The following is an 11,748-nucleotide window of genomic DNA, read 5'->3' as shown; positions in this document are numbered from 1 at the left end:
GCTCAGTCTCCAAACCGGATACGCGGGTCGATTGCCGCATAGAGCATGTCGACGATGAAGTTGACCACCACCACGACGACGGCGATGAACATCACGAGGTTCTGCACGATCGGGTAGTCGCGCCAGCGCAGCGCCTCGACCAGGAAGCGGGCGATGCCGGGGATGTTGAACACGGTCTCGGTGACGATCAGCCCGCCGATCAGGAACGCGGCCTCGATGCCGATCACGGTGATGACCGGCAGCACCGCGTTCTTCAGCGCGTGGTGATAGTTCACGGAGGCTTCGGAGGCGCCCTTGGCACGTGCGGTGCGGATATAGTCCTGGCGCAGGATCTCAAGCATCGAGGAGCGGGTGATGCGCATGGTGAGCGCCGCGCTGCGGAAGCCGACCGCCATCGCCGGCACGGCATAGATGGTCAGCGCCTCGAGCCAGGTCTTCGGGTTCGGATTGAAGATCGGCATGGTGCCGAACAGCGAGACCGAGGCCATCAAAATCAGCAGGCCGAGCCAGAATGACGGCAGTGACAGGCCGCTGAGGCTGACGACGCGCAGCGCATAATCGAGCCGTGAGCCCTGGTGGACCGCGCTGATGACGCCGAGCGGAATGCCGATCGAGGCGGAGAACAATAGCGCCAGTCCGGCAAGCCGCGCCGTAATCGGAATCCGCGGCAGGATTTCCTCCAGCGCCGGCTTCTCCGAGACGTAGGAGTAGCCGAGGTCCCCGTGCAGCAGGCCGCCGATCCAGTGCAGATACTGGATCACGATCGGCTGGCTCAGGCCGAGCTCGCGCTCGAGATTGGCCTTGTCGGCGGGATCGACGAAGCCCGCAGCGTCGAACAGGATGTCGACGATGTTGCCGGGAACGACGCGCAGCAGCACGAAAATGATGATCGAGATCCCGAACAGGGTCACGAGCATCAGGAACAGCCGCCGCACGATATAGGCAAACACCCTGGCTCTCTCCCTGATCCCGCCTGTGTCTTGTCTTCCGACGCGTTTCTTGACGCGAACCGGTATTCACTTCGCTCGAAAACGCTACGCCTACTTGTCCAGCCAGACGTCTTCGTAACGATAGCCGTTATATGAGCTGTTGGACATGATCGTGACATTCTTCACGTAAGGCTGCCAGCAGGTGCCGGTGCGGGCATGGAAGATGATCGGACGCGCGACGTCTTCCTGCAGCTTCTTGTCGATCTCCCAGACCAGCTTCTTGCGCTTGTCGGTGTTGGTCTCTTCCGACTGCTGGTCGAACAGCTTCTCGATCTCCTTGTTGCAATAATTGGTGTAGTTCCGCTCCGAGCCGCAGGCATAGTTCTCGTAGAACGACTGGTCGGGCTCGTCGACGGCATTGCCGGTGAGGTTGAGGCCGAGCGAGTAGTCCTTGCGGGCGATCTTCGGGAACCATTGCGCGGTGTCGACGACGTCGAGCTCGGCGTCGATGTAGATGCTCTTGATCTGGTCGATCAGGATGATCGCGGGGTCGCGATAGACCGCGATGTTGCGGGTCGAGACCTTGATCTGCAGGTGCTTGTCCGGGCCATAGCCCGCCTTCTGCATCAGCTTGCGGGCTTCCTCGCGGTTCTTCTCGATGTCGGGACCGTAGCCGGGGATCTGCTCCAGCATGTCCTTCGGCATCGCCCACAGCCCGTCCGGCGCGGGCTCCATGGTACCGCCGATGTCGCCCTGGCCCTCGAACATGATCTGGATGAACGCCTTGCGGTCGAGCGCCAGCGCCAGCGCGCGGCGGATGTCAAGATTGTCGAACGGCGGCGCGGTCGAATTGATGATGATGTTGGTGGAGACGTTGTTCGGTTCCACCACGCAGACCGCATTGGGCGCCTGCGACTTGACGTCCTTGAGCAGCGGGATCGAGACCTCGGTCGGGAACGTCATGTCGAACTTGCCGGAGACGAAGCCGAGGATCGCGGTCGAGCGGTTCGGGATGATGGTGAACTCGATACCGTCGAGATAAGGCAGGCCCTTCTTGAAGTAGTCCGGGTTCTTGGTGAGCTTGATCGACTCGTTGGCCTTGAACTCGACGAACTTGAACGGGCCGGTGCCGACCGGCTTGGTGCGCATTTCGGCCGGCGACACATGGCAGGGATAGACCGGCGAATAGCCTGAGGCGAGCAGCGACAACAGCGCGGGCTGCGGCCGCTTCAGCTTGAACGACGCCTCATAGTCGCCGTTGGTCGTGACCTCCTCGACTTGTTCGTACCAGGACTTGCGCGGGTTTTGCCGGAACTTCTGCTGCGACTTGCCCATCAGCATGTCGAAGGTGCATTTGACATCGGCCGCGGTGAACGGCTTGCCGTCGTGCCATTTCACGTCCTTGCGCAGCTTGAAGGTCAGCGTCTTGTTGTCGCCGCTCCAGGCCCAGCTCTCGGCAAGCTCGGGCCTGATCGTGCTGGCGCTGTTCTGGGCGATGTGCTGGTCGAAGATGACGAGATTGTTGAAGATCGGCATGAACGGAACGTTCAGCGAATAGGTCGCGCCCTCGTGGATCGAGGCGCTGCCGGGGCTGTCGCGGTGATAGATCCTGAAGATGCCGCCTGATTTCGGCTCGGCTGCGCGTGAAACGTCGCTGATGATCAGCACAGACAACACCGCGACGGCCAGCGCTTGCACGCTCCGCATGGTCCCCTCCCACATTTCGGTCTCAATGGCCGATTGGCATCGACGATACCACGGTGAGGCTGTCGGGCAACCAGCGAGGATCGCGCGGGGATTGGCAATTCGGATGACCCCACAACATTAAAATTTCCACGGATCGGGAAGAATGGCTGTGATTGCGGGGAACTCCGGTTGTTTTGCTCTGCAGCGGCGAATCTCCGTTTGAATTCGGTTGCCGACGCCGATGTGTGCGGCGTGAGACTTTCCGCAATCAGCGACAGTTTGTCGCCGATCAAATCGCGATGTAGCTCCGTCATCCATGCTCAGGGACCAAAAACAATGGCAACCCGCTTGACGAAGAACACAGTCGCTGAGGCGCGAGCGGAGCGAGCCTCGAAGGATGAACGCCACCAGCCGGGCCGTGCATCCTTCGAGACGCGCTACGCGCTCCTCAGGATGACGGTGCATCGCCATTCACCTCACTCCGCCGCCTGCGGCGAGGGCAGGTGCATGTTGGCGACGCCGTCGGCCTCGGTCGCGGAGATCGTGGTGCGAATCATCAGGCGGCCTTCATGCGCCGGCCAGGGGCGGCCGCGGTGCATGGTGGCGCGGTTGTCCCACATCACGACGTCGCCCTGCTTCCATTGGTGCAGATAGCTGACGCCGGGCGCGGTCGCGGCTTCGGTCAATTGCTCGATCAGCGCCTTGCCGGCCTCGGCGTCCATGCCCTCGACGCCATAGGCATGGGAGGCGAGATACAGCGCGCCGCGGCCGTTGACGGGATTGCGCCAGACCATGCGCCAGCATACCGGCGGCAGCGCGTCGACTTCCTCGGTTGTTGCAAGTCCCGTGGCCACCTTGCTGCGCGAATGCGCGTAGGAGTGCCAGGCGAACGAGTTCTCCAGCCGCTTCGCCGTGTCCTTGTCGAGCCGCTCGAAGGCAAGCCGCATCGAGACGAATTCGGTCTCGCCGCCATGTTCAGGAATGATGCGCGCCGACAGGATCGAGGTCAGCGCCGGCAAGCGCTTGAAGGAGGAATCGGTGTGCCAGAGCTGGTTGGCCCTGGCACGCAGCTGCTGCCGGTGATCGGATGGAACCACCTTGCCGTCGGGCCCGAAGGTCGAGAGGATCACGAAATGCGATCCGGTGCCCATCGAACCGACCTTGGTCACCTCGGGCGGTCCGAACCGGCGCGAGAAGGCGAGCTGGATGTCGTCGCTGACCTCCTGGCCGCGGAACACCAGCACCGAATGTTCCTCGAACGCCGCGCGCACCGCCGCATAGGCGGCATCGCTGGCGGCAACGTCCGACAGCGTGACGCCGCGCAGTTCGGCGCCAAAGCCCTGACGCAGTGGGATCACTTCCATCGGCAAGTCCTCCCTGACTTTTCTTGTTGGGGTGAGGTTAGGGGAAAAGCCCGCCACCGGCAACGCGGCTCGCGCCTCATCCCATTGCGATCAGATTGCGCCGCGCGCGCCGATCGGCGATCTCGATGCGATGCGTGACGAACGCGAACAGCGCCCAGCTGGAGTGGAATGCGACGCCGGCCAGAACCACGATGGCTCCGGGAATCGGGCCGATCGAGGCGCGATCCCAGATCTCGCTCATCGTGGTCAACGGCAGCGGATGGATCGCGAGCTTGCCGTAATAGGCGATGGCCTGGATCGCGAAAATCCAGCCATAGGTTCGGCGCAGCCGCCGGCCGATCGCCCGGACATAGCTGATATGGTATCTCGGGTTGCGGTAATCGTTGGCAAGCAGCTCGGTCCAGGCCGAGTTCGGCGAGGGACCTTCGCCTCGGATCATCGGCGCGTAGAAATCGGTTTCGAGCAACCGTGCGCGGGCGCGCCAGACGTTGAAGTAACGGTAGCGCCGCGCCTCGAACAACAGGAACACCGTTACCAGCAGGCCGACCAGCACCATCGGCAAGGGCGAAGCCTCCGCGCTGCTGTAGGTCGCCGACAGCGCGATCCCGGTCGTCACCACCGCCCAGTTGGTCGAGCTGTCGAGGCGGGTGCGCCAGACCGTACTGCGGTAGATCTCGCCACGATAGAGATGGGCGAGAGCACCGATCTCGGCGGCGGTGAATTCGAGCCTTCCGGCCTGTACCGGCTCCGGCTCGCGCGGCTGGGGCGACGGCATGACGGCCTCCGGCGAAGCTGGCTTGCGATCGCTGAGCATAGCGCGAAATCTGCGCGACGGGCGAGTTTGTTACGCTGTCCGGCGCTTCCGGCTGCATTCGCCCGGCCCGACGCATCGCCCGTTCACACGATCCGCGAGGTCTTGTTGCCCCAATAGCGGTCACGCAGCAGGCGCTTGTAGAGTTTGCCGGTCGGCAGCCGCGGCAGCTCGGCCTCGAAATCCACCGAGCGCGGCACTTTCTGGCGCGACAGCGAGCTGGCGCAGAACGCGATCAGTTCCTCGGCAAGCTCCGGCCCCGGCGCGATGCCGTCGACCGGCTGCACCACCGCCTTCACCTCCTCGCCGAGATCGACATTGGGCACGCCGAACACCGCGGCGTCGGCGACCTTGGGATGGGTGATCAACAGGTTCTCGCATTCCTGCGGATAGATGTTCACGCCGCCGGAGATGATCATGAAAGTGGCGCGATCGGTGAGATAAAGGAAGTTGTCGTCGTCGACATAGCCGACGTCGCCGACCGTGCTCATGCTGCCGTCGGCCGAGCGCGCCTCGGTGGTCTTGGCGGGGTCGTTGAAATATTCGAATGGCGTGGCGGTCTTGAACCACACTGTGCCCGGCGTTCCCTTCGGGCAGGGCTGCATGTTCTCGTCGAGGATATGCAGATCGCCGAGCAGGACCCTGCCGACGGTGCCGCGATGCGCGAGCCACTCCTCGCTGTTGCAGGCGGTGAAGCCGAGCCCCTCGGTCGCGCCGTAATATTCGTGGATGATGGGACCCCACCATTTGATCATGTCGTCCTTGACCAGCGCCGGGCAGGGCGCGGCGGCATGGATCGCAATCTCGAGGGTCGACAGATCGTAGCGAGCGCGAACTTCCTCGGGCAGTTTCAGCAGACGTGAAAACATGGTCGGCACCAGCTGGCTGTGGGTGATGCCCCATTTCTCGACCAGCTGCAGATAGCGCTCCGGATCGAAGCTCTCCATGATGACGACCGTGCCGCCCATCCGGATGGTGAGATTGACCGCGGCCTGCGGCGCCGAGTGATAGAGCGGCGCCGGCGAGAGGTAGACCATGCCCTCGCGGTAGTGCCAGAGCTTGGTCAGGAAATCGAACAGCGGCAGGTTCTGCGACGGCGGCTGCTCCGGCAGCGGCCGCACGATGCCCTTGGGCCGGCCGGTGGTGCCGGAGGAATACAGCATCGCGGTGCCGGCATATTCGTCCGCGATCGGCGTTGACGGCAGGCCCGCGGTGGCCTCGCGCAGCCCGACGATGCGCTCGCTCTCGCTGTCGCCGTCGACCACGATGCAGAGCTCGACCTGCGGACACTCCTTCAGCGCCTCGCGCGCGATGTCGAGCTTCAGCTTCGAGGTGATCAGGATCCGCGACTGGCTGTTGGTCAGGATGTAGGCGAGCTCGCCCGCGGTGAGGTAGGAGTTGACGCAGGTGAAGTAGAGCCCGGCGCGCTCGCCGGCGCCGCAGGCCTCGAGGTAGCGGTTGTTGTTCTCCATGAAGATCGAATAATGGTCGAGCCGCCCCAGCCCCTGCTTGCGGAACAGATGCGCGAGCCGGTTGGAGCGCGCCTCGAGCTCACGATAGGTGACGGTCTCGCCGGTCCCGGCCATGATGAAGGCGGGTTGCAGCGGGCGCAGGTAAGCATGCTTGCCGGTGTACATCGAACGTCACATCCCCCTTTAGATTCTTGTCTTGACGCGTTTCCCTCACGCGAACCGGTACCCACCTCGCTCGAAAACGCTCTATGCAGCCATCTCCAGAATCTCGCGAACCTGGGACGGATCGTCGATCTTGCGCGGATTGCGCGGCACCCAGGGCGTTCGCATCGCTTGCGTTGCGATGCGGTCGAAATGCTCGGGGCCGACGCGCACCTCTTGCAGGCTGCGCGGCATGCCGAGGTCGCGGATGAAGCGGTCGAGCACATCGCCGGCGTCCGCGCCCGCATGCCCCATTGCGGCCGCGACCAGCGCCTGCCGGTCGGCATTGTCGCGCTTGTTCCAGCGCATCACCGCGGGCAGCATCACGCACGAGGTGTAGCCGTGCGGCACGTCGAACTCGGCGCCGAGCACGTAGCCGATGCCGTGGCTCGCACCCATCGGCACGCCCGAGGCGAGCGGGCCGGTGGAGAGCCAGGTGCCGATCTGGCAATCCATCCGCGCCGAAATATCCTTGGGGTTGGCTTTCACCCGTGGCAGGCCGGTCGCCAGCATCTCGAGGCCCTTCAGCGCCTGCGCGTCGCCGTAAGGATGCGCCTCGCGCGAGCAGATGCCTTCGACGCAATGGTCGACGGCGCGGATACCTGTCGACAGGAACAGCCATTCCGGCGTGTGCACCGACAGTTCCGGATCGAGGATGGTGGCGCGCGGCATCACCAGCGGATGCCGCAGCATCTCCTTCTGCCGCTTGGCCTCGTTGGTGACGCCGGCGATCGAGGAGAACTCGCCGCCGGCGATGGTGGTCGGCACGCTGATCTGGCGCACGGTCGGCGGATGCATCGCGGGTGAGACGCCGCCATGGGTGCGGATCGTCTCGATGCCGTCGGACGTCGTGACGTTGTTGGCGAGGCAAAGCTGCACCGCCTTGGCGCCGTCGGTGATCGAGCCGCCGCCGATCGTGACGATCAAATCCGCTTTCGCGCCGCGCGCCTGCTCCGCCGCCGCGATGACCGCGGCGCGCGGCGTATGCGCCGGCATCTTGTCGAAGGTGCCGACGCAGCGGGGCCCCAGCGCCGCGCGAACCTTCTCGATCTCGTCGGTCTCGCGGTTCAGCGTGCCCGACACCATCAGAAAGGCGCGCTCGGCGCCCAGCCGGTCCAGCTGCTCGACGATGGCCTCACGCGCGGGCCGCCCGAACACGACCTCGTCCATGGCGCCGAATACGACACGGCCTCGATGCACGCGCCTGTCCTCCCTCAACACGGTCCGCCTTGCTGGCGGCCCTTTGCGGCGAGGTTAGCGGAGGAAATCGGAGCCGTCATCAGGGTCCTGCCGGTGGTTTGATACGGTCGCGTCGCCCATTCCGGTGTCGTCCCTGCCAAAGCAGGGACCCATAACCACAGGGTTGCGTTGTTGAAGTGAGCTGTGGCCCGAGCGCTGGCTAAACAATTGGCATCGGTGGTTATGGGTCCGGGGTCGCGCGGAGCCTGTCATCGGGCGGCGCTTCGCGCCGACCCGTTGGCTTGCCCGGGACGACATCGAATATGTGGCGCCCGCGTGAGTCATACATCCGCATCCTCGCGGCGCGCTGCATCCGAGTCTTGCGTTTACTTGCCTCCCCCTGGAAGCAGAGGGCGCCCCGGAATGACGGTGAAAGCTTCAGGTCGAATCGGATGACCGGCAGAAATCTTGACGGCAACATCTCGGCGTGTGTTACACCTCGAAAGCAACAGGGACGTGCGCATGACATCCACCGTCGATCTCGCCAAACTGCACATTGACGATTTCACGCCGCATCAGGATGCGGAGTTCGAGATGCAGGCGGAGAGGGATCGCGTCGTCGCTCTGAAGCTCGCCAAGGTCGAGCCCGCGGGCAACAGCGGTCGGCCGGGCGGTGCGTTCTCGCTGTTGTTCACGGGCCCGAAGGGCGCGTGGCTGCCGCAGGCGATCTATCCGGTGCGGCATCCGGCGCTGGGCATGATGGACATCTTTTTGGTGCCGGTCGGTCCGCTCGCGGATGGCAATGGCTATCAGGCGGTCTTCACCTGACGGTCGGAAGCTCCCGCCGCCCGCCAGCGCATCAGGTCGTAGACGCCCTTGTCTTCCTCGGTGATGAAGCCGAGCCGCCGGTAGAGCCGCATCGCGGGATTGAATTTCTCCACGTGGATCGAGACGGCCTTGCCGGCGCGGGCGGCCTCGTCGAGCACGTCGCGCATCAGCGCGCCGCCGAGACCCGATCCGCGATGTTCGGGCAGGAAGGCGATATCGATGACGCAATGCTCGCCCGGCCAGCGGTCGACATAGAGACGACCGATATCCTCGCCGCCGCGCATCGTCACCAGCCAGTCAGCCGTCGGATAATACTGCTGGTAGTGCCTATGCTGGGCCTGGAACTGCATCGCCAGGAAAGCAGCCTTCTGTTCGGCGCTCCACGGCGTCACAGCCAGTTCGTCGGTTCGGGTCGAGGCATAGAGCCGCGCAAGGAAGGCTAAATCGCTGTCCGCAATACGGCGAAACGTCAGGCCGGCATCCGCGGCGCGTGTCCACCCAGACGCCGCGGGAACAATAGCCGTGCGCAAACCATCCGTCATGGCCGCTGCGGGAAAATGCCTTGCAATGCGATGCAGAAACTCAGGGTGAGATAGGGCATCATATTATTATGGGGCTGGCTGCCGCCGATCGGCATAATCGAACTGATGGCCGAAAACGGCGAAATGTTGGTCAACGTCGCCGTGTAGGCTTGCCCCGGGTTTGCGCGTGCAAGCGACCGCACCGGACTGGGCGTGGCGAGGTTCGACGGATTGATGTTGCCCTGAACCCCGTGGTTGTGCAGGGGCATTTCGGATTGCAGCAGCGTCACCGTCGTCGTGCCGCCGGACTGTCCGAGACCATACAAGGTGCCAAACGAGCTTTGCCCCGGTTGCATCGGCGAGCTGCCTTGCAGGTCGGGCAACGCAAAGGTGCTCTTGCCGTCACCGCCATAGGTGGTGCCGAGCAGGGAGAACAGCGCGGTGTTCTGCGAGATCGGCATGAGCTGGCCGTTGCAGAGGGCCCACCCGACGGGGGCGAAGTTGAACGGAAAAATACGGATCTCGGCCAGGAATTGGTCAGACATGGTCCCGTCCTAGTACCCGGAATCAGAGCTGAGTGATACGGCGGCCTTTGAAACGGCGTTGACGGACCTTTTTCTTGGTCCAGACGAAGGGCTCGGCTCTGTCGTTGTATGCGTTGACGTAGGCATCGATGTGTTCCTGAAGCTGCTTGAGGCTCGTGAAGGAGGTGCCGCTGAGCGACTGCCCCTGCAAGATGGAAAACCATACTTCGACCTGATTGAGCCATGACGCACTTGTCGGCGTGAAATGAAATTGCACGTTGGGGTGGGCCTTGAGCCAGTCCTCGTTCTTTTTATGGGTGTTGAGGTTGTCGAGGATGACGTGAAGCTTGCGGTTCGGAAAAGCCGCGGTGACGCTGTTCATGAAATCGAGAAACTCGACGCGGCGCCGGCGTTTTGAATGGGTCGCGATGATCTTTCCGGTGGCGACTTCGAGCGCCGCAAACAATGTTGTGGTGCCATGCCGCTTGTAATCGTGGCTTTGGCCGGTCAAGGCGCGGCCATTGGGCAACTTCAGATAACCCTGCGCTCGCTCCAAAGCCTGGATCGAGGGCTTCTCGTCCACGCACAGCACAATGGCCTTCGCCGGCGGCGCGACATAGAGGCCGACAACATCGGCGGCTTTGGCCGTAAAGTTCGGGTCGTTGCTCTCGCACCAGGACTTGCGAGCCACCAGGTCAATCTTGTGGCTGCGCAGGAACCGCCAGACATATTGGACATCGACATCGCCCAGCGCCTCGGCCAGCAGGGGGCCGGTCCAGCGCGCAAACCCTTGCGGTGGCGGCTTATCCAGCAGCTTCAGAATCCGCTTGTCGGTCGTCTTCGTATAGATCGGCTGCTTGCCAGGCCGCGGCTTGTCTTGCAGCCCTTCAAGGCCATGGTCGGCATAGCGATGCCGCCAAAGGCTGACAATCCGCGGCTGGACCCCAACTTCCTTGGCGATCGACCGGGTGCTGCGCCCATCCGCCGCCAACAGAACTATCCGCGCCCGCTTCAAATCGCGCTGCAACGTCACCGGTGAGCGACAGCACGCCTCAAGCACCTTGCGATCTTTCCTCGAAAGGTGGACTTCTCTTGCTTCGGGTATCATCCCGACCTTGAATCACGACTCACGTTCCAAGAAAAGTGGGTACTAGGTTTGGCTCGGGTAAACGCCGAACATTGAAATGATGAAGCTGACGCAGAGGTAAGGTTGCATGTTGTCGTGCGGCTGGTTGCCGCCGACGGATGTGCAGGCCTGGTTCGCCATCGCCGAACCTGCCGGGACCTCGCGGTAAATCTGCGTAGCACCCACGGCGCCGACGACGTTGCCCGTCACCGTGCTGCCGGTCGCGTTGTTCAGGGATGCCGCCATCGGGTGGGAGTGGATGGGCAGTTGCTGGGTGGTCAGCGTCACTTGCTCGACGCCGGCGCTCTGCCCCATGACGAAGCTGCTGCCCTGGTGCATGGGCAGGCGTCCCTGCAGGTTCGGCAGAGCGAACGTCGACTGGCCGTCGCCGCCATACGTGGTACCGATCAGGTTAAACAAAACGTCGTACTGGGAGATCGCCAGGATTTGTCCCTGGCAGAACATCCAGCCGTTCGGCGCAAAATTGCCGCCGAACATGCGTATCTCGCCAACATATGGCTCGCCCATGGCGCGCGTCCTTCAATTCCGGGAGGGGAAGATGCCCTGCAAAGCGATGCAGAAGTTGACCGTGAGATAGGGCTGCATGTTCTCGTGAGGCTGCGAACCTCCGGCATTGGCGACGGTGCTCGGGTCCAGCGTCGTCAGATTGTTCGCGGCCGTATAGAGATTGGCTGACGTCGCCATCAGATTGCCGGTGAGCACGGCGTTGTCGGCATTGTTGGTCGTGCCCTGAAATGTGTGCGGGTGCTGCGGCATCTCGGAGATTGTCAGCGTGTGGGACGTCTCGCCGCCGGTCTGCCCCTGCGTGAAGCCCTGACCCATATGCAGCGGCACTTTTCCCTGCAGATTGGGCAGCGCGAAATTCGTCGTGCCATTCCCGCCATAGGTCGTACCAAACAGCGAGAACAATGCCTGGTTCTGATTGATAGGCAGCAACTGACCGTTGCAGAGCGCCCAGCCCTTGGGCGGGTAGCCGAACGACATCATCCTGATTTCCGAGAGATATGGTTGAGACATCGATCCTCCGCCCAGACGATCCGTCTTGTCAGTGACTCAGTTAATGAAAATGCAAGGCAAATGCTGTCA

12 protein-coding genes are annotated in these 11,748 nt (G+C 63.1%); 1 reads left to right on the top strand and 11 read right to left on the bottom strand.

The window, feature by feature from the left end:
* Positions 1 to 2 precede the first annotated feature (2 nt).
* The 6 genes from JEY66_RS40975 to JEY66_RS40950 form a co-directional block, all read right to left on the bottom strand.
* Entirely contained in the window at positions 3 to 950 is a 948-nt protein-coding gene (locus tag JEY66_RS40975; RefSeq protein ID WP_016848342.1) for an ABC transporter permease, read from the bottom strand.
* 90 nt (positions 951 to 1,040) lie between these two features.
* The gene (locus JEY66_RS40970; RefSeq protein WP_016848343.1) at positions 1,041 to 2,636 is read right to left on the bottom strand and encodes an ABC transporter substrate-binding protein; all 1,596 of its coding nucleotides are present in this window, start codon (positions 2,634 to 2,636) and stop codon (positions 1,041 to 1,043) included.
* 455 nt (positions 2,637 to 3,091) lie between these two features.
* On the bottom strand, positions 3,092 to 3,979 hold the full coding sequence (locus tag JEY66_RS40965) for a TauD/TfdA dioxygenase family protein (protein WP_016848344.1): 888 nt from the start codon (positions 3,977 to 3,979) through the stop codon (positions 3,092 to 3,094).
* Positions 3,980 to 4,055: 76 nt separating this feature from the next.
* Positions 4,056 to 4,754 carry a DUF2270 domain-containing protein gene (locus tag JEY66_RS40960; protein ID WP_240536741.1) on the bottom strand — a complete coding sequence of 233 codons (699 nt, stop codon included), beginning with the start codon at positions 4,752 to 4,754 and terminating at the stop codon, positions 4,056 to 4,058.
* Positions 4,755 to 4,876: 122 nt separating this feature from the next.
* Positions 4,877 to 6,427, bottom strand: coding sequence for an AMP-binding protein (locus JEY66_RS40955; RefSeq protein WP_018269472.1), 1,551 nt, complete (start codon positions 6,425 to 6,427; stop codon positions 4,877 to 4,879).
* 81 nt (positions 6,428 to 6,508) lie between these two features.
* On the bottom strand, positions 6,509 to 7,663 hold the full coding sequence (locus JEY66_RS40950) for an iron-containing alcohol dehydrogenase (protein ID WP_026192127.1): 1,155 nt from the start codon (positions 7,661 to 7,663) through the stop codon (positions 6,509 to 6,511).
* A 501-nt stretch (positions 7,664 to 8,164) separates the two neighbouring features.
* Between JEY66_RS40950 and JEY66_RS40945 the strand changes: the two genes are divergently transcribed.
* Complete coding sequence (locus JEY66_RS40945; protein WP_210291191.1) at positions 8,165 to 8,470, top strand: DUF6916 family protein; 306 nt, start codon at positions 8,165 to 8,167, stop codon at positions 8,468 to 8,470.
* Here JEY66_RS40945 and JEY66_RS40940 read toward each other — a convergent pair.
* Genes JEY66_RS40940 through JEY66_RS40920 form a run of 5 tightly spaced genes read right to left on the bottom strand, consistent with a single transcriptional unit; the run spans position 8,452 to position 11,649 of the window.
* Entirely contained in the window at positions 8,452 to 9,012 is a 561-nt protein-coding gene (locus JEY66_RS40940) for a GNAT family N-acetyltransferase (protein WP_018269474.1), read from the bottom strand. The genes JEY66_RS40945 and JEY66_RS40940 overlap by 19 nt on opposite strands.
* Positions 9,009 to 9,536: a phage tail protein gene (locus JEY66_RS40935; RefSeq protein ID WP_016839793.1), complete on the bottom strand. Its 528-nt coding sequence runs from the start codon at positions 9,534 to 9,536 to the stop codon at positions 9,009 to 9,011. Before JEY66_RS40935 ends, JEY66_RS40940 begins: the two co-directional genes overlap by 4 nt.
* 22 nt (positions 9,537 to 9,558) lie before the next feature.
* On the bottom strand, positions 9,559 to 10,623 hold the full coding sequence (locus tag JEY66_RS40930; RefSeq protein WP_026192128.1) for an IS630-like element ISRj1 family transposase: 1,065 nt from the start codon (positions 10,621 to 10,623) through the stop codon (positions 9,559 to 9,561).
* A gap of 42 nt (positions 10,624 to 10,665) precedes the next feature.
* Positions 10,666 to 11,169, bottom strand: a complete 504-nt coding sequence (locus tag JEY66_RS40925; protein WP_016839792.1) for a phage tail protein — start codon at positions 11,167 to 11,169, stop codon at positions 10,666 to 10,668.
* 12 nt (positions 11,170 to 11,181) lie between these two features.
* Positions 11,182 to 11,649 (bottom strand): phage tail protein, encoded by a 468-nt coding sequence (locus tag JEY66_RS40920; protein WP_016839791.1) that lies wholly within the window; start codon positions 11,647 to 11,649, stop codon positions 11,182 to 11,184.
* Positions 11,650 to 11,748: the final 99 nt, after the last annotated feature.

Origin of the sequence: Bradyrhizobium elkanii USDA 76 (assembly GCF_023278185.1) — a bacterium.
GTDB lineage: Bacteria > Pseudomonadota > Alphaproteobacteria > Rhizobiales > Xanthobacteraceae > Bradyrhizobium > Bradyrhizobium elkanii.
Note: the sequence above shows the minus strand (reverse complement) of the source record. Positions and strands in the feature narration are given on the sequence as shown.

What these genes read in the sequence shown, in the direction of transcription:
- JEY66_RS40970 (WP_016848343.1), bottom strand. Translation starts at nt 2,636, where the DNA reads ATGCGGAGCGTGCAAGCGCTGGCCGTCGCGGTGTTGTCTGTGCTGATC.
- JEY66_RS40965 (WP_016848344.1), bottom strand. Translation starts at nt 3,979, where the DNA reads ATGGAAGTGATCCCACTGCGTCAGGGCTTTGGCGCCGAACTGCGCGGC.
- JEY66_RS40960 (WP_240536741.1), bottom strand. Translation starts at nt 4,754, where the DNA reads ATGCCGTCGCCCCAGCCGCGCGAGCCGGAGCCGGTACAGGCCGGAAGG.
- JEY66_RS40955 (WP_018269472.1), bottom strand. Translation starts at nt 6,427, where the DNA reads ATGTACACCGGCAAGCATGCTTACCTGCGCCCGCTGCAACCCGCCTTC.
- JEY66_RS40945 (WP_210291191.1), top strand. Translation starts at nt 8,165, where the DNA reads ATGACATCCACCGTCGATCTCGCCAAACTGCACATTGACGATTTCACG.
- JEY66_RS40940 (WP_018269474.1), bottom strand. Translation starts at nt 9,012, where the DNA reads ATGACGGATGGTTTGCGCACGGCTATTGTTCCCGCGGCGTCTGGGTGG.
- JEY66_RS40935 (WP_016839793.1), bottom strand. Translation starts at nt 9,536, where the DNA reads ATGTCTGACCAATTCCTGGCCGAGATCCGTATTTTTCCGTTCAACTTC.
- JEY66_RS40930 (WP_026192128.1), bottom strand. Translation starts at nt 10,623, where the DNA reads ATGATACCCGAAGCAAGAGAAGTCCACCTTTCGAGGAAAGATCGCAAG.
- JEY66_RS40925 (WP_016839792.1), bottom strand. Translation starts at nt 11,169, where the DNA reads ATGGGCGAGCCATATGTTGGCGAGATACGCATGTTCGGCGGCAATTTT.
- JEY66_RS40920 (WP_016839791.1), bottom strand. Translation starts at nt 11,649, where the DNA reads ATGATGTCGTTCGGCTACCCGCCCAAGGGCTGGGCGCTCTGCAACGGT.